We start from the raw sequence: 16,221 nt of genomic DNA on the forward strand, positions 1-16,221 counted from the left end.
TACTCCATAAGCGCACAACACGAGAAAAAACCCGGGTGGTGGTTTAGCGGTTTCATATTCGCTGCGGTTGGCTATGCTCGTTGTGCGTGGGCAGGATGACACCGCACTGCCTCACGGCAAAACACCGGAGTGGGGGCAGGCGGCTTGCCGGCGTGGCGGTCGATCAGGCAACGAGTCGTTGACTGATCTGACGCCTTCGCAAGCCAACTCGCTGCTGCAAAAAATAGGGGTTCTTCAGCGGGCAAAGTGGTCTTTCACGAGCCTTGGTTCGCTTGGACCGGATGTCGTGACCACGTAAGGCAGTTCTGGAAGTACCGACGCAGCGTCGGTCAGTGATTGGAGAGGGGCATGGAGCGGTTGTACTCGCTGCAAGGATTGAGGGGCCTGGCCGTTCTGGGTGTGGTGCTGTTTCACATGATGCCGATCGAGGCACGATTCTCCGGTGGCGACATCCTGTTGCCGTCCTCGCTGGAGTTCTTTCAGCTCGGGGTGGACCTTTTTTTCGTCATCAGTGGGTTCGTGATGGTGATTGTCAGTCGCGGGCGGTTTCAGAGTGGCGTCGAGGCCCGGCGCTTTCTGTTCAACCGGGTGTCGCGGATCTACCCGACCTACTGGCTGTATTTTTTCATCACCCTTGGGGTTTACCTGGTGCAGCCAGGGATGGTCAACAGCGGCCATGGTTCGTCCAACTTGCTGCTGTCGTTCCTGCTGCTGCCCAATGACAAGGTGCTGTTGGTGATGGTCGCCTGGTCGCTGCTGTTCGAACTGTGGTTCTACCTGGTGTTTTGCGGCTTGCTGCTGTTCAAGGAGCGTCATCTGCCCTGGCTGATCGCGGGCTGGGCGCTGCTGATCGTGACGTTCAACCTGTTGCAGGACTGGCAGGACTATCCCCCGGCGTTGAAGATCATTCTGCATCCCTATTCGCTGGAGTTCATCATCGGTGTCGCGCTGGCATTGTTCTTCTATGGTCGGCACAGCGCACGCGTGCCGACGTCTGCAACCTGGTCGTTGCTGGCGGCAGCGCTGCTGGTTGGCGTTCCGCTGATTGCGACCTATCGGCTTTACGACAGCCAGGGTGTGGTGCGCATGCTGATGGTGGGCAGCACATTTGGTGTGTTGGCCTTGACGCTGGCCCTGCTGGAGCGGCGCAGGAAGATAACCGTCCCCGCGCCGCTGGTTGCCGTCGGTGACATGTCCTACACGGTCTATCTGTCCCACGTGCTGGTCATCGGAGTGATCGGGCGTGTCTGGAGCCTGGTCGGCGCATGGCCCGAGAGCTATCTGGATAACCTGTTCTTCGCCTTGCTCATGCTGTCGGCAACGGTGTGCTACGGCTGGGTGGGCTATCGCTGCTTCGAGAAACCGGTACTGGACCGTGCCAACGCGTTCGGTAAACGGCGCTTTAAAGCTGACGCTGCCAGGGTGGGTGCATAGAAAACTTTGCGTGGCGTCAGGCCCGGGTCTTCTGCTGTGATGCGTCGTTGAGACACGCACATCGAGGAGGCTGCACATGGGTCCACACCTGATCACACCGTATGGCGGAATCACGGTCATGCTGCCGGCCGCGCTGGTGATCGGCGCGTGGCTGTGGACCGCGCGCTCGAAGCGCTCTGCGCTGCTGTGGGGCGCGACAATTTTCTTCGCTTATTCGACAGTCGTGCTCAGCAAGGTGCTGTTCAAGGGCTGGGGCGTGGCCATCGAAAGCCTGGGCATCTACGTGCTCAGCGGCCATGCCATGAACACCTGCCTGATTCTCACCGTCAGCTTGAGCCTGCTGGCACGTCAGCTCAATCATCGGCTGCGCTGGGCGGGTGCGACGCTTGGGTTGACGTTGGGGTGGCTCTACAGCGTGTTTTGCGTCGCACCGTTCATTCATCCACTGGCCGAGGCAATCGCCGGGGCTTTGGTCGGCTCGCTGGCCGCTGGCGCATTTCTGCTGGGCCTTGAGGGCCATGTTCCCAGAAGAATCCCGTCGTCCGCCGTGGTCGTGGGCCTGCTGTTCATCGCCATCAGCAGCACGGCGACCAAGTACAACGCCGAACGACTGCTGGACCGGATTTCAGTGAAGATTTCCGGTTCCGAGCGCGCCTTCAAGCAACCCGACTGGCGCGCTCCTACCGAGCCGTTGTAGCCGCGCTCCGGCCGTCTGTCGCCTCGACGTTCGATCAGGGCGAGCCTAGAATAGGTGTCAGTTTCGTTACGCATTTTGTACTGGAGGTCGCTCTATGCTGCCTGAGTGCCAACTGTTCGGCACGCTGAACTGTCACTTGTGTGAAATCGCCGAGGCGGTGTTACTGCCGTTCGTTGACGAGTGCGGTCTGCTGGTTGAGCGGCGCGACATCTGCGAGGATGAGTGGCTGTTCGAGCGTTACGAGTTGCGGATTCCGGTGCTGCGCCGTGTCGACACCGGCGAGGAACTGGACTGGCCTTTCGATGCGCCCCAGGTGGCGTCCTTTCTGAGCAACTGACCGGCTCTTCTTTTCATCCTCAAGGCACGACACGCAGTGAATATCGATACCCGAATAAAGTTTCGCCATCTGGTGTGCTTTCTTGAAGTGGCGCGTCAGGGCAGCCTGGCTCGGGCTTGCGATGCGTTGTCGATCAGCCAGCCCGCGCTGTCCAAAACACTCAAAGAGCTGGAAACCCTGCTGGCCACCACGCTCTTCGTGCGCAGCAAAAGTGGCGCGGCGCTGACTGAGGCCGGTGTGGCGTTCATGCGTTTTGCCGGGCCCAGCGTTCAGGCCTTGCGCGAAGGTGTGAACAGCCTGCGCTCCGGCGAGCATGAGACAGTTACGGCGCGACTGGGCGTACTCTCGACGGCCGAGAGCCTGTTGGTGCCCGAAGTCGTCACCCGGTTGCATGCGCAGCATCCGGCGTTGATCGTCAGCGTGATGACCGGCCCCAGCGCTTACCTGTTGTCGCAGTTGCGGGTCGGGGAGCTGGATCTGGTGGTCGGCCGAATGACTGACAGCCCGCAGATTCAGGGGCTGACGTTCGAGCATCTGTACAACGAATCGATGACGCTGGTGGTGCGCACCGATCACCCGCTGCTCGCCGCGCCTCTCAAGCGTGAGAGCCTGGAGCATTTCCCGCTGGTATTGCCGCTGGCCGGCACCACCATCCGCAAGTTCGCCGACAGCCTGTTCGTGCAGTGCGGCATTCAGCCTCCACGCCAGCGGCTGGAAACCCTGTCGCTGACGCTGAGCCGTCGGTATGTCCAGTGCAGCAATGCCATCTGGATCGCCCCTCTGGATGCGGTGTTGCAAGAATTGCAAAGCGGGACGCTGGTCGAGCTGGACATGGGTATCCGCGAGCCGGGTGGCTCGGTCGGGCTGTGCAGTAACCCGGCCTTGCCCCTGACTCGCGCGGCGCAATGGTGCGTGGATGAATTGAGGGTCGTCGGAGAGGCTTACCGCACTGGGCGTTATACATAACCATTTGGTTATGGATGAGGGGCGTTATTTCAGTTTTCGATGATGCGTAAAGCACGCGACACTTCGCCACAGCCTGTCGCGCAAGTGCTCACGCTCGCGCGCTCATAAAAAAGCCAATAACAAGGAGAACGCCATGTCTGTCGCGGACAATAGCCGCTTCGTCATTCGTGATCGCAACTGGCATCCCAAAGCCCTCACGCCTGATTACAAGACCTCGATCCTGCGCTCGCCGCGTCAGGCGCTGGTCAGTATCCCTCAGTCCGTTTCCGAAGCCTCGGGGCCGGATTTTTCGCACCTCACGTTCGGTCGGCACGACAACGACCTGCTGCTCAATTTCAACAACGGCGGACTGCCGATCGGTGAGCGCATCCTGCTTGCCGGGCGGGTCTGCGATCAGTACGGCAAGCCTGTTGCGAACACGTTGGTGGAGATCTGGCAGGCCAACGCCGGTGGTCGCTATCGTCACAAGCGCGATGCTTACCTGGCGCCCATCGACCCCAATTTCGGCGGCGTGGGACGTACGCTCACCGACAGCGAAGGCAACTACAGCTTCCGCACCGTCAAGCCCGGCCCGTACCCTTGGCGCAACGGCCCCAATGACTGGCGTCCGGCGCACATCCACGTCTCCATCAGCGGCCCGTCGATTGCCACCCGGCTAATCACCCAGCTGTATTTCGAAGGCGATCCGCTGATTCCGATCTGCCCGATCGTGAAGTCCATCGTCGACCCTGATGCGGTGCAAAGCCTGATCGCCCGACTTGATCTGGCCATGGGCAATCCGATGGATTGCCTGGCGTATCGCTTTGACATTGTTCTGCGCGGCCAGCGCAAGACCCACTTCGAAAACTGCTGAGGAGGCCCGACATGCCCGTTCAACTGCTGCAGGAAACCCCTTCGCAAACCGCTGGACCTTATGTGCATATCGGCCTGGCACCACAAGTGGCCGGTAACCCGACCCGCGAGCTGGAGATCTGGAACGAGATGGCCAGGCCGGGCGCGCCGGGTGAGCACATCGTTCTGCTGGGCAATGTCTTCGATGGTAATGGCCACCTGATTCGTGATGCCTACCTGGAGTTCTGGCAGGCCGATCACGAGGGCGCGTATCACAGCGAATACGATCCGGCGAACCTGTTCAATGGCTTCGGTCGTACGGCCACGACCGATGACGGTCAATGGATTCTGAAAACGATTAAGCCCGGCACTGTGCGCAACGCGGCCGGTGTGCCGATGGCTTCGCACATCAACGTTTCTCTGTTCGCCCGTGGCATCAATATTCACTTGCAGACCCGGCTATATTTCGACGACGAAGCGCAGGCCAATGGCGTTGATCCGGTGCTCAACCTGATCGAACAGCCACAGCGCCGCGAAACGCTGATCGCGCGCCGCTGCGAAGTGGAGGGCAAACCAGCGTACCGGTTTGATATTCGCGTGCAGGGTGACGGCGAGACGGTGTTTTTCGATTTTTGATTGAGCTGCGTGCTACACGGCGCCTGCAAACGCAGGTGCCGCTAATAAAAATAAAAGGAAATGTTCATGACACTATCCGCTCGCGGGCCTGCGACGGGCACGCTCGACGTTCAGGCTTTCATCAACGCTCAGCCCTTGTCGGGTTATCAGTGGCGTGTGGTCGCGCTGTGCTTTCTGATCGTCTTTCTGGATGGACTGGACACGGCCGCGATGGGTTTCATCGCGCCAGCCCTGAGTCAGGACTGGGGTATCGACCGCGCCAGCCTGGGCCCGGTGATGAGTGCCGCGCTGATCGGCATGGTGTTTGGCGCGCTGGGCTCAGGTCCGCTGGCCGACCGTTTCGGTCGCAAGGTGGTGTTGGTGGTTGCAGTGTTTCTGTTCGGGCTGTTCAGCCTGGCGTCGGCCTACAGCACCAACATTGATCAACTGCTGGTGCTGCGCCTGCTGACCGGTCTGGGGCTGGGTGCGGCGATGCCCAATGCGACCACACTGCTGTCCGAGTACACACCAGAACGCCTCAAGTCATTGCTGGTCACCAGCATGTTCTGCGGCTTCAACCTCGGTATGGCCTGCGGCGGTTTCGTGTCTGCCAAAATGATTCCGAGCCTGGGCTGGCACAGCCTGTTGATGCTCGGCGGTATTCTGCCGCTGGTGTTGTCGGTCGTGCTGATGGTCTGGCTGCCGGAGTCGGCACGGTTTCTGGTGGTGCGCAACCGGGGTGCCGAGCGGATTCGCAAGGTACTGGCACCGATTGCGCCCAAGGAAGTGGCGGGTATAACGGCGTTCAGCGTGCCCGAGCAGAAGACCGTCAGCAGTCGCAACGTGCTGAAAGTGATTTTCTCGGGTACTTACAGCGCAGGCACCTTGCTGTTGTGGCTGACGTACTTCATGGGGCTGGTGATCGTTTACCTGCTGACCAGCTGGCTGCCGACGCTGATGCGTGACAGCGGCGCGAGCATGGAGCAATCCGCGTTCATCGGTGCGCTGTTCCAGTTCGGCGGTGTGCTCAGTGCCGTGGGCGTCGGCTGGGCGATGGACCGTTACAACCCGCACAAGGTGATCGGCGTAGCCTACGCACTGGCGGGCGTGTTCGCCTGGCTGGTCGGGCAAAGCCTGGGTAATGTGGCGGTGCTGGCGACGCTGGTACTGGTCGCGGGCATGTGCATCAACGGCGCGCAATCGGCGATGCCGTCGCTGGCGGCACGCTTCTATCCGACTCAGGGCCGCGCCACCGGTGTGTCATGGATGCTGGGCATTGGCCGCTTCGGTGCGATTCTTGGCGCGTGGGCCGGTGCTACCTTGCTGGGCCTGGGCTGGACCTTCGAGCAAGTGCTGACGGCGCTGGTGGTGCCTGCTGCACTGGCCGCGCTGGCGATCCTGGTCAAGGGCTGGGTCAGCCATTCGGACGCCACTTGAAACTTTTTACTCTGGAGCGTTGAAGTGAACAGACCGGGCAATCAACTTTTCGATGCGTACTTCACGCAGCCTGACATGCGCCGGATTTTTTCTGACGAGGGGCGCGTACAGGGCATGCTTGATGTCGAGGCAGCACTGGCGCGGGCTCAGGCCCGGGTCGGTCTGATTCCGCAGGGTGTGGTCGCGGATATCACGCAAAGCTGCCGTGCCGAGCTGTTCGATTTCGATGAGCTGGCGGTTGCCATCGGCAACGCGGGCAACTCGGCGATTCCGCTGGTCAAGGCGCTGGGCAAACGCATCGCTGCACACAGCCCCGAAGCCGAACGCTACGTGCATATGGGGGCCACCAGTCAGGACGTGATGGACAGTGGGCTGATTCTGCAGATTCGCAGCGCCATTGACCTGCTGGAGCGCGACCTGGCTCAACTGGGCGCGTCGCTGGCGCAACAGGCGCAGGCTCATGCCGCAACGCCGCTGGCCGGTCGCACCTGGCTGCAACAGGCTACGCCCGTCACGTTGGGGATGAAAATTGCGGGCTGGCTGGGGGCCGTCACGCGCCATCAACAGCGCCTGCAGGAAATCAAACCACGCCTGTTGTGCCTGCAATTCGGCGGCGCATCCGGCAGTCTGGCGGCCTTGGGCGATCAGGCGTTCGATGTGGCGCAAGCGCTGGCCGCCGAGCTGCACCTGGAACTGCCCGAACAGCCTTGGCACACGCAACGGGATCGACTGGTGGAGTTCGCTTCGTGGCTCGGCCTGATCGCCGGCAGCCTGGGCAAGCTGGGCCGCGATGTCAGCCTGTTGATGCAGACCGAGGTGGGTGAAGTGTTCGAGCCTTCCGCGCCGGGTAAGGGCGGGTCGTCGACCATGCCGCACAAGCGCAATCCGGTGGGGGCTGCCGTCATGATCGGCGCAGCGACACGTGCGCCGGGTCTGGTCGCCACGATGTTTGCGGCGATGCCTCAGGAACACGAACGCAGCCTGGGTTTATGGCACGCCGAGTGGGAAACCCTGCCTGAACTGTGTTGCCTGGTGTCCGGTTCCTTGCAGCAGGCGCTGCACATGGTGCCAGGCCTGCAGGTCGATGCCGGGCGCATGCGGGTCAACCTGGAGTCCACTCAGGGGCTGGTGCTGGCCGAGGCCGTCAGCATTGCGCTGGCCCAGCGTATCGGCCGCGACGCCGCGCATCATCTGATCGAGCAGAGCTGTCGTCAGGCCGTGGAGCGGGGCGCTCACCTGCGTCAGGTGCTGGGCGAAAACCCTCAGGTGACGGCACAACTTTCTTCTGACGAGCTGGATCGTTTGCTCGATCCGGCCCATTACCTTGGCCAGGCTCGACGTTGGGTCGAGCGCGCCGTGGCCGAACACACAAGGATCACGCAATGACCGAAGACGAACGTTACCAGGCCGGCATGCAGGTGCGCCGCGCCGTATTGGGCGATACACATGTCGACAACAGCCTTAAAAAGCTGACGCCGTTCAACGAGGAGTTTCAGGAAATGATCACCCGGCATGCCTGGGGTGATATCTGGACACGCCCCGGCCTGCCACGTCATACCCGAAGCCTGATTACCATCGCCATGCTCATCGGCATGAACCGCGAAGGTGAGCTGCGCCTGCACCTTAAAGCCGCCAAAAACAATGGCGTGACCCGCGAGGAGATCAAGGAAGTGTTGATGCAGAGTGCGATCTATTGCGGCATTCCTGCGGCCAACGCCACCTTTCACCTGGCTGAAGAGGTGTGGGACGAGATGGGCGTGGAGTCGCTGAACCAGGCGTGATCCGGTTGAACTGAAAACGCCACCGCCGTGTTGAACGGCGGCGGCGTTTTTCGTGGGACGGGCGGGATCAGAGCAGTGAAAGCGGGTAGCTGACGATTACGCGGTTCTCGTCGAACTGGTTGGTGCTGTAGTCGCGACGCATGGTCGAATTGCGCCACTTGAGTGACAGGCTCTTGAATGCGCCGCTCTGGAATACATAGGCCAGCTCGGTTTCGCGTGCCCATTCTTCGCCATCAGTGATCGCGCCAGTGTGCACGTTTTCGCCGCTGATGTAGCGGTTCATCAGGGTCAGACCGGGCACGCCCAGGCCCGCGAAATCGTAGTCATGGCGCAGTTGCCAGGATTTTTCCCGGGCGTTGTCGAAGCTGGAGTTGTAGCTGTCGTTGGCCAGAGTACCGCCGCTGGTGCCGTTGACACGCATCCACGCGCTGTCGCCGCTGACCTTCTGCAGGCCCACGTAGAACGTGTTGCCGCCCTGGCGGGCCGAGAGCAGGGCCGACCAGGTCTTGTTGTCCAGATCGCCTGCCAGCGACTGGCCGTCGTCCTTGCCCTGGAAGTACCCGAGGTTGGCGCCCAGCGTCCAGCTGCCCAATGGCTGGCTATGCAGTAGGTTGACGTATTGCTGGTGGTAGATGTCTTCAAGTTCGGCGTACCACAGGCCGACCTGAGTGCGTTTCTCGTTGAAGACGTATTCACCGCCACCGAAGTTGAAACGGTCCGAGGTGAAAGCCGCACGCCCGTTCATGGACATGTCTTCCATGCTGGCGTCGTTGCGCGGGCTGTTGCCGCGGAACTGGCCGCCGTAGAGGGTCAGACCGTCGATCTCTTTGGACGTGACCTGACCGCCCTGGAATGTCTGCGGCAGGGATCGGCCGTCGTCGGAGCGCAGAATCGGCAGCACGGGCATCCATTCACCGACTTTCAGTTCGGTTTTGGAAAAACGCGCCTTGCCTGCCACGGCCAGGCGTCCGAAGTCGTCCGCGGGACGTCCATCGCTATGGATCGGCAGTAATTGTGTGCCGCCGGTGCCTTTGCCGCCGTCCAGTTTGAGCGAGTAGAGACCCAGTACGTCGACGCCGAAACCCACAGTGCCCTGTGTGAAGCCGGAGCGAGCGTCGAGGATGAAGTTCTGGGTCCATTCCTCGGCGTAGTTCTGCGCATTGGCCGGGTCGACGAAGTTGCGGTTGATATAGAAGTTGCGTAGGTTCAGATTCACCTTGGCATCTTCGACGAAGCCTGCGGCGTGGCTGACAGTGGGCGTCAGGCTGGCCGAGATGGCCGCAGAGAGACCGCAAACGACTTTGCAGCGAAGAGATGAGCGCATGGAAGACCTTTTTTGTAGTTATTCAGTCGGTGGAACTGGCTGTGATAGTGAAAGGGCAGAAGGGTGTCTGCAATTGTGAAAACGTGTTTTCGGGCGATTACCGAACGTTAATGAACCGGTTCGAACATTTTATGCGGGACGATGCGAGGACAGGCTGCGATGCTCATCAATCCGCACCTCCCGCGCGCATTCAGCCCGACAATAATTGAGTAAGGAAGCCCGATGAGCACTGCCAGTACGCCCCTGTCCGGCGTCAATCAACCTCTCAAAGGTATCGGTTTCATCCTGCTGGCCACGTTTCTGTTTGCCAGCCACGACACGCTCTCCAAATACCTCTCCGGCTTTTATCCGATCATTCTAGTGGTGTGGGCGCGCTACCTGGTGCACACGCTGCTGATGGCCTGCATCTTCATGCCGTCTTCAGGCTTGCGTGTACTGCGCACCAAGCGCCCTGGGCTGCAGGCCTTGCGTGCGCTGGCCCTGCTGGGCACCAGTCTGTTGTTCACCAGCAGCCTGATGTTCATTCCGCAGGCCGAGGCCACGGCGGTCAACTTTCTTGCGCCATTGTTGGTTACCGCGCTGTCGGTGCCGCTGCTGCACGAGCGGGTGACGCGCGGGCAGTGGATTGCGGTGATTGTCGGCTTCATCGGGGTGATGATCATCATTCATCCGGGCGGCGAATTGTTTACGCCCGCGATTCTGCTGCCGCTGTCTTCGGCCTTGTGCTTTGCGCTCTATCAGTTGCTGACCCGACTGGTCAGCCCTTTCGACAGCCCCACCACCAGCAACTTTTTCGCCGGCTTGTTCAATACCTTGCTGATGAGTGCGCTGGTGCCGTTCTTCTGGGAAATGCCTGCGCTCAGGCACCTGCCATTTCTGCTGGCGCTGGGCGCTTGTGGCATGGCCGCGCACCTGCTGCTGACCCAGGCGTTCCGCTTTGCTGCGCCCGCGATGCTGGCGCCTTTCAGCTACTGCCAGATCGTGTTTGCCGGGTTGCTGGGGTTCATCGTGTTCGATCACATGCCCTCGCCGACGGCCCAGGCGGGCATCGCGATCATCTGCCTGAGTGGCCTGGCGGCGGCGTGGCAGCAGCGGCGTAAAGGCGCTTAACTCTGTAAACACGGTTGGGCAGCCAGTATGGACGCGGGCCGGCTTGCGAAGACGACTGTTTATCCGTTGCAGATGGCAAAAAAGGCCCGCTCACTCACGTGAACGGGCCTTTCTCATGTGCATCTACTGATCATTGGCTCAGGTTAGGTACCTTGCGCGGGGCCATGAAGTACATCCAGATCAGTGCGATGAAGTACATCGCCGGGATCATGGTGAACAACACGTTGTAGTTGTTGTTGGTGGCGGTCAGTACCGCGCCGACGATCTGGGTCATGAACATGCCACCGATGGCTGCACACATGCCGCCGAAGCCGAACACCGTGCTCATCATGTGTTTGGGCGTGTAGTCCATCACCAGGCTCCAGATGTTGGCAGTCCAGGCCTGGTGCGCACCGACGGCCAGCGAGATGGCCAGTACGGCGACCCACAGGCCGCTGGCGTTGGCGGCAAAGACCACGCTGCAGATGGTGATGGCGAAGATCAGCATCGAGACCAGTCGCGCCGTGGTGGCCCGTACGCCTCGTCCGATCAGCCACGAGGACAGAATGCCGCCGCCAATGCTGCCAAAGTCAGCGGTCAGCCAGATCAGAATCAGCGGAATGCCCATCTGGGTGACGCTGATGCCCAGGTTGTATTGCTGATTGAGGAACGGCGGCAGCCAATAAAGGTAGAACCAGAACACCGGCGCGGTGATCGCATACGCCAGGGCGAAGGCCCAGGTGCCGCGCATTTTCAGGATGGCCGAGAACGGCATTTTGACAGGCTCAGGCTCGACTTCCTGATTGATGTAGTCCAGCTCGCTCTTGCTGACGGTCGGGTGTTCTTCAGGGTTGTAGTACTTCAGGCGCCACAGGATGACCCAGATCAGACCGAGCGAGCCCATCGCCACGAACGCAGCCTGCCAGCCCCAGACGGTCAGGATCAGCGGCAACAGCGCCGGAGTCAGCATGGCGCCGACGTTGGTCCCGGCGTTAAAGATACCGGTGGCAACCGCACGTTCGCCAGCCGGGAACCACAAGCGTGTGGTCTTGACGCAGGCCGGGTAGTTGGCTGCTTCTGTCAGGCCCAGAATGAATCGGCAGACCATGAAGCCGACCGCTGAAGTGGCCAGGCCATGTGCACCGGTTGCCAGGCTCCACAGCAGGACCGCCAGAAAGAACGCACGCTTGACGCCGACCCGGTCGATGAAGCGGCCCTGAAGCACGAAGCCTACCGCGTAACCGACCTGGAACCAGAAGTTGATGTTGGCGTAATCCATCGCCGTCCAGCTCATCTCCTTGGCAAGAATCGGTTGCATGACCCCGAGGGCTGCGCGGTCGATGTAGTTCAGCGTAGTGGCGAAGAACACCAGAGCGAGCATGCCCCAGCGAGTCTTGCCCACGGCGAGTGCGCCGCGAATCTTTTCGCCCATGCCCGCACGGGCGGCCTGGGCGACAGGGTTGGTCTGGGTATTGAGCATGATGTTCTAACCATCCGTTCCAAGACTGCGCTGCTGGCGACAGTCGGACTGAGAAGTCCACTCGATTCAAGCGTCAGGCGTGTAAAGTAAAACCGCCGGGTTCGAAAGTTCAGAGGCTCAAGGCCTTTTCGAGACGATCCTGCGGGCGGGTAATTTACAGGCTGTTGCCGTCGAGTGCGCTGGATTGTTTCAGGCGATGAGGCGCGCGACCTGGCTTCTGGCCAGATGGCTTGTTCGAGCCTGCAATCGAGAATGACGGATGGACGAGCTGGCGGACGGAGCGGGAAGGGTGCACATGAGCAATGTTCCTGTTGTTTGAATTGTTATGGTTGCTGCTGATGAAGCGTGATCAAAACCATCGATTGCGCTGCAAGGTGGAGCTGATGTTGAGCATTGCGCGGTACAGCGTCAATTGAGTAAAACGGCTTCTGTTCGATAATCGAACGTAAAACTAACCAGTTCGTACACTTTGTGTTGCTGTAGTATTTTGACAGGGAAATACTTTACTCGCACCTCTGAATAAGGCCGAGAAAGGCCAGGAATGCGGTGCTGTCCAGTCACGATCCAAAGGGTCGTGTTCATCCAGGAGCTGAAAAGCATGCAGCGTTCAATTGCCACCGTATCCTTGAGCGGTACTCTGCCCGAAAAGCTCGAGGCCATCGCCGCAGCCGGCTTTGATGGCGTCGAGATTTTCGAAAACGACCTTTTGTACTACGACGGCAGCCCGCGCAACGTCCGGCAGATGTGTGCCGACCTGGGCATTGCGATCACCCTGTTTCAGCCGTTCCGCGACTTTGAAGGCTGCCGCCGTGATCGCTTGCAGCGCAACGTGGACCGTGCCGAGCGCAAATTCGACCTGATGCAGGAGCTGGGCACCGATCTGGTGCTGGTCTGCAGCAACGCATCCGCCGACTCTGTGGGCGACGAAAACATCCTGCTCGACGACCTGAGCCTGTTGGCTGAGCGCGCTGGCGCGCGTGGCTTGCGGGTCGGCTACGAGGCCCTCGCGTGGGGGCGTCACGTGAACACCTGGCAGCAGGTCTGGAACCTGGTGCGTCAGGTAGATCACCCGGCGCTGGGCGTTCTGCTCGACAGCTTCCACACCCTGTCGCTGAAGGGCGACCCGAGTGCGATTGCACAGATCCCGGGCGACAAGATCTTCTTCGTGCAGATGGCCGACGCACCTGTTCTGGCCATGGACGTGCTGGAGTGGAGCCGTCATTTCCGCTGCTTCCCCGGCCAGGGCGAGTTCGATCTGGCGGGTTTTCTGGCGCCGATCCTGCGCACGGGCTACACCGGCCCGTTGTCGCTGGAAGTCTTCAACGATGGCTTCCGCGCGGCCCCAACGCGCGCCAATGCCGCTGACGGTTTGCGTTCGCTGCTGTACCTGGAAGAAAAGACCCGCCAGTTGATGGCCCGTGAGGCCGAAACGAACATTCCGGATATCCTCTTCAGCCCGCCACCGGCCAGTACCTACAACGGGGTCGAGTTTCTCGAGTTCGCCGTTGATGAAAGCCACGGCGCGCGTCTGTCGGGCTGGCTGGAGCGGCTGGGTTTCGCCAAGCTGGGTCAGCACCGCTCCAAGGCAGTCAGTCTGCTGGGGCAGGGCGACATCAAGATCGTGCTTAACGCCGAGCCTTATTCCTTCGCGCACAGCTTTTTCGAAGCCCATGGCCCGTCGCTGTGCGCAACCGCCTTGCGGGTTGATGACGGCCATCAGGCACTGGAGCGTGCGCGGGCCTTCAAAGGCCAGCCTTATCGGGGGCTGGTCGGTCCCAACGAGCGCGAGATTCCATCGGTGCGTGCGCCTGATGGCAGCCTGATCTACCTGGTCGACAACGCCGCGCCGGGTGATTCGATCTATGACAGCGATTTCGTCGTCAACCCGCAGGCCGCCAGTAAAGGCGGTCTGCAGCGCATCGACCACATGGCGATGGCACTGCCGGCAGACAGCCTGGACAGCTGGGTGCTGTTCTACAAGAGCATTCTGGACTTCGAGGCCGACGACGAAGTGGTGCTGCCGGACCCTTACGGCCTGGTCAAGAGCCGCGCCTTGCGCAGCCGTTGCAGCACCGTCCGACTGCCGTTGAATATCTCCGAAAACCGCAACACGGCGATTTCCCATGCGCTGTCGAGCTATCGCGGCTCGGGCGTTCACCACATCGCATTCTCCTGCGAAGACATCTTTGCCGAGGTCAGCCGCGCCAAGGAAGCCGGTGTGCCGCTGCTGGACATCCCGCTCAATTACTACGATGACCTGGCGGCACGCTTCGATTTCGACGACGAGTTCCTGAGCGAACTGGCGTACTACAACGTGTTGTACGACCGTGACGCACAGGGTGGCGAGCTGTTTCACGTCTACACCGACGCGTTCGACGGACGTTTCTTCTTCGAGATTCTGCAGCGCAAGAACGGCTACATCGGTTATGGCGCGGCCAACGTTGCGGTGCGTCTGGCCGCGATGGCCAAGGCGCGTAGTGTGGCGGTGCGTCAGGCGCGGCTCTGAAGTCGATCATGGCCGGTGTGTGGCTGCAGGCGCTCAGGTGTCTTGCAGCTTCCCTGGCTATGCCGTCGGCGGCATACTCCGCGTATCACCCGTGGTCATGAGCCAATAATGAAAACAACCGACGACGCCGTTGCCCTCGAACCTGTCACGCTGCCTGCGAGGGGCCGCAAGAACAATCCGGAAAAAACCCGCGAAGACATTCTCCAGGCCGCTGTGGCCGAATTCGTTGCCCATGGGCTTTCAGGCGCGCGCGTCGATGCGATCGCCGAGCGCACCCAGACGTCCAAGCGAATGATCTACTACTACTTCGGCAGCAAGGAACAGCTGTATGTCGAAGTGCTGGAAAAGCTTTACGGCGCGATCCGCAACACTGAAAGCGAGCTGAACCTGGGCGAACTGGCGCCCATCGAGGCGATTCATCGGGTTGTGGAATTCACCTTCGACCATCACGACAGCAACGTCGATTTCGTACGCATCGTGTGCATCGAAAACATTCATTACGGCGAAAACGTCAAACAGTCGGACACCATTCAGGCCAAGAGCCAGAACATCATCCGGGCGCTGGAAGACATTTTGCGGCGCGGCGAAGACAGCGGGGCGTTTCGCGCAGGGGTTCATCCGATAGACCTGCACCTGATGATCAGCTCGTTCTGTTTCTATCGGATCTCGAACCGCCACACCTTCAGCGAGATTTTCCAGATCGAGCTGTGGAGCGATGAGGTCAAGCAGCGCCACAAAGCGATGATTTGCGACGCTGTGCTGCGCTACCTCAAGGCGTGATCCTCACCGCCTGATTTTTACAGGCTGTGGAAGTGCTGCATCATGCGCTCGGCATCCGCCGACCGGCCGCTGAACAGCTCGAAGGCTTTCACCGCCTGAAAGACCGCCATGGTCGTGCCATCCAGCGTACGGCAGCCCAGCGCACGGGCGTGCTTGAGCAGCTCGGTTTCCAGCGGGAAGTAGATGATTTCCGCAACCCACTGCGCGGCCCGCAGCAGCTCGACCGGCAGCGGCGTGCCAGGCAGTTTGGCCATGCCGACCGGCGTGGTATTGACCACGCCATCGGCCTCGGCCATCGCGGCCGCCAGGTCCAGACCGACCTGCGCACGTCCGGCACCGAAGTGGCTGTTCAGGTTGTCCACCAGGCCTTGGGCGCGCTGTGGCTCGACCTCGAATACGCTCAGGCGCTCGACGCCTGCGCCCAGCAACGCGTAGGCCACCGCAGCACCGGCTCCGCCTGCGCCCATTTGCACCACATGTTGACGGGGCGCTTTGTCCAGACCGCGCTTGAAACCCTCGGCAAAACCCAGGCAGTCAGTGTTATGGCCGGTGCTTTTGCCGTCCTTGAACACCACGGTATTGACCGCGCCGATGCCACGCGCTTCCTCGGACAACTCATCCAGCAACGGAATGACTGCCTGTTTGCAGGGAAAGGTGATGTTCAGACCGGTGAAGCCGCAGTCACGCGCGCCTTCAATAAGGCGGGGCAGGGCGCTGATGTCCAGCTTGAGTGCATCGATGTCGATCAGCCGATACAGGTAACGCATGCCTTGGGCGTCACCTTCGTGTTCATGCAGGGCCGGTGTGCGAGAGGCCTGAATGCCCGAGCCGATCAGGCCGGCGAGGACGGAAGTGTGTTCAGCTTGGCTCATGACAATATGTCTCTTGTTTTTGTCTTGCCGCCCGGTTGCGAGCGGGTTTTTAAAAAATGTACCAGATGGTTA

15 protein-coding genes are annotated in these 16,221 nt (G+C 60.7%); 12 read left to right on the forward strand and 3 right to left on the reverse strand.

Going from position 1 to position 16,221, the window contains the following annotated elements; genetic code table 11:
• The first annotated feature begins 348 nt into the window (after window positions 1-348).
• The 9 genes from BUB69_RS00285 to pcaC all read left to right on the forward strand — a co-directional run bounded on the left by BUB69_RS00285 (window position 349) and on the right by pcaC (window position 8,098).
• The gene (locus BUB69_RS00285; RefSeq protein ID WP_073161745.1) at window positions 349-1,434 is read left to right on the forward strand and encodes an acyltransferase family protein; all 1,086 of its coding nucleotides are present in this window, start codon (window positions 349-351) and stop codon (window positions 1,432-1,434) included.
• 76 nt (window positions 1,435-1,510) lie between these two features.
• Window positions 1,511-2,131 (forward strand): hypothetical protein, encoded by a 621-nt coding sequence (locus BUB69_RS00290; protein ID WP_073161746.1) that lies wholly within the window; start codon window positions 1,511-1,513, stop codon window positions 2,129-2,131.
• A 94-nt stretch (window positions 2,132-2,225) separates the two neighbouring features.
• Window positions 2,226-2,468, forward strand: coding sequence for a glutaredoxin family protein (locus BUB69_RS00295; protein ID WP_073161747.1), 243 nt, complete (start codon window positions 2,226-2,228; stop codon window positions 2,466-2,468).
• Window positions 2,469-2,504: 36 nt separating this feature from the next.
• Window positions 2,505-3,434 carry a pca operon transcription factor PcaQ gene (gene pcaQ, locus BUB69_RS00300; protein WP_073161748.1) on the forward strand — a complete coding sequence of 310 codons (930 nt, stop codon included), beginning with the start codon at window positions 2,505-2,507 and terminating at the stop codon, window positions 3,432-3,434.
• A gap of 133 nt (window positions 3,435-3,567) precedes the next feature.
• Complete coding sequence (gene pcaH, locus BUB69_RS00305) at window positions 3,568-4,287, forward strand: protocatechuate 3,4-dioxygenase subunit beta (RefSeq protein WP_073161749.1); 720 nt, start codon at window positions 3,568-3,570, stop codon at window positions 4,285-4,287.
• Window positions 4,288-4,298: 11 nt separating this feature from the next.
• Complete coding sequence (pcaG, locus tag BUB69_RS00310; RefSeq protein ID WP_073161750.1) at window positions 4,299-4,901, forward strand: protocatechuate 3,4-dioxygenase subunit alpha; 603 nt, start codon at window positions 4,299-4,301, stop codon at window positions 4,899-4,901.
• Window positions 4,902-4,967: 66 nt separating this feature from the next.
• On the forward strand, window positions 4,968-6,317 hold the full coding sequence (pcaK, locus tag BUB69_RS00315; RefSeq protein WP_073161751.1) for a 4-hydroxybenzoate transporter PcaK: 1,350 nt from the start codon (window positions 4,968-4,970) through the stop codon (window positions 6,315-6,317).
• A 24-nt stretch (window positions 6,318-6,341) separates the two neighbouring features.
• Window positions 6,342-7,703 carry a 3-carboxy-cis,cis-muconate cycloisomerase gene (locus tag BUB69_RS00320; RefSeq protein WP_073161752.1) on the forward strand — a complete coding sequence of 454 codons (1,362 nt, stop codon included), beginning with the start codon at window positions 6,342-6,344 and terminating at the stop codon, window positions 7,701-7,703.
• Complete coding sequence (gene pcaC, locus BUB69_RS00325) at window positions 7,700-8,098, forward strand: 4-carboxymuconolactone decarboxylase (protein WP_073161753.1); 399 nt, start codon at window positions 7,700-7,702, stop codon at window positions 8,096-8,098. The genes BUB69_RS00320 and pcaC overlap by 4 nt, the downstream gene beginning before the upstream one ends.
• Before the next feature lie 67 nt (window positions 8,099-8,165).
• Here pcaC and BUB69_RS00330 read toward each other — a convergent pair whose 3' ends face one another.
• Window positions 8,166-9,422, reverse strand: a complete 1,257-nt coding sequence (locus tag BUB69_RS00330; RefSeq protein ID WP_073161754.1) for an OprD family porin — start codon at window positions 9,420-9,422, stop codon at window positions 8,166-8,168.
• Window positions 9,423-9,644: 222 nt separating this feature from the next.
• Between BUB69_RS00330 and BUB69_RS00335 the strand changes: the two genes are divergently transcribed.
• Window positions 9,645-10,532 (forward strand): DMT family transporter, encoded by an 888-nt coding sequence (locus BUB69_RS00335; RefSeq protein WP_073161755.1) that lies wholly within the window; start codon window positions 9,645-9,647, stop codon window positions 10,530-10,532.
• Between the two features lie 130 nt (window positions 10,533-10,662).
• Here BUB69_RS00335 and BUB69_RS00340 read toward each other — a convergent pair whose 3' ends face one another.
• Window positions 10,663-11,991 (reverse strand): MFS transporter, encoded by a 1,329-nt coding sequence (locus BUB69_RS00340; protein ID WP_073161756.1) that lies wholly within the window; start codon window positions 11,989-11,991, stop codon window positions 10,663-10,665.
• A gap of 598 nt (window positions 11,992-12,589) precedes the next feature.
• On the opposite strand from BUB69_RS00340, the gene quiC reads away from it, so the two are divergent.
• Together quiC and BUB69_RS00350 are read left to right on the forward strand one after the other, a co-directional pair.
• Window positions 12,590-14,497 carry a 3-dehydroshikimate dehydratase QuiC gene (gene quiC, locus BUB69_RS00345; RefSeq protein WP_073162227.1) on the forward strand — a complete coding sequence of 636 codons (1,908 nt, stop codon included), beginning with the start codon at window positions 12,590-12,592 and terminating at the stop codon, window positions 14,495-14,497.
• Between the two features lie 108 nt (window positions 14,498-14,605).
• On the forward strand, window positions 14,606-15,277 hold the full coding sequence (locus BUB69_RS00350; RefSeq protein WP_073161757.1) for a TetR/AcrR family transcriptional regulator: 672 nt from the start codon (window positions 14,606-14,608) through the stop codon (window positions 15,275-15,277).
• Between the two features lie 17 nt (window positions 15,278-15,294).
• On the opposite strand, the gene BUB69_RS00355 is transcribed toward BUB69_RS00350, so the two are convergent.
• A complete protein-coding gene (locus tag BUB69_RS00355; protein ID WP_073161758.1) occupies window positions 15,295-16,149 on the reverse strand; it encodes a shikimate dehydrogenase in 855 nt (284 codons plus the stop codon).
• Window positions 16,150-16,221 lie beyond the last annotated feature (72 nt).

It is taken from the genome of Pseudomonas asturiensis (assembly GCF_900143095.1).
GTDB lineage: Bacteria > Pseudomonadota > Gammaproteobacteria > Pseudomonadales > Pseudomonadaceae > Aquipseudomonas > Aquipseudomonas asturiensis.

Bases quoted from the DNA above. Each gene is read 5' to 3' on its own strand.
- BUB69_RS00350 (WP_073161757.1), top strand. From the start codon at position 14,606: ATGAAAACAACCGACGACGCCGTTGCCCTCGAACCTGTCACGCTGCCT.
- BUB69_RS00340 (WP_073161756.1), bottom strand. From the start codon at position 11,991: ATGCTCAATACCCAGACCAACCCTGTCGCCCAGGCCGCCCGTGCGGGC.
- BUB69_RS00290 (WP_073161746.1), top strand. From the start codon at position 1,511: ATGGGTCCACACCTGATCACACCGTATGGCGGAATCACGGTCATGCTG.
- pcaC (WP_073161753.1), top strand. From the start codon at position 7,700: ATGACCGAAGACGAACGTTACCAGGCCGGCATGCAGGTGCGCCGCGCC.
- BUB69_RS00295 (WP_073161747.1), top strand. From the start codon at position 2,226: ATGCTGCCTGAGTGCCAACTGTTCGGCACGCTGAACTGTCACTTGTGT.
- quiC (WP_073162227.1), top strand. From the start codon at position 12,590: ATGCAGCGTTCAATTGCCACCGTATCCTTGAGCGGTACTCTGCCCGAA.
- pcaG (WP_073161750.1), top strand. From the start codon at position 4,299: ATGCCCGTTCAACTGCTGCAGGAAACCCCTTCGCAAACCGCTGGACCT.
- BUB69_RS00330 (WP_073161754.1), bottom strand. From the start codon at position 9,422: ATGCGCTCATCTCTTCGCTGCAAAGTCGTTTGCGGTCTCTCTGCGGCC.
- BUB69_RS00335 (WP_073161755.1), top strand. From the start codon at position 9,645: ATGAGCACTGCCAGTACGCCCCTGTCCGGCGTCAATCAACCTCTCAAA.
- pcaH (WP_073161749.1), top strand. From the start codon at position 3,568: ATGTCTGTCGCGGACAATAGCCGCTTCGTCATTCGTGATCGCAACTGG.
- pcaK (WP_073161751.1), top strand. From the start codon at position 4,968: ATGACACTATCCGCTCGCGGGCCTGCGACGGGCACGCTCGACGTTCAG.
- BUB69_RS00355 (WP_073161758.1), bottom strand. From the start codon at position 16,149: ATGAGCCAAGCTGAACACACTTCCGTCCTCGCCGGCCTGATCGGCTCG.
- BUB69_RS00285 (WP_073161745.1), top strand. From the start codon at position 349: ATGGAGCGGTTGTACTCGCTGCAAGGATTGAGGGGCCTGGCCGTTCTG.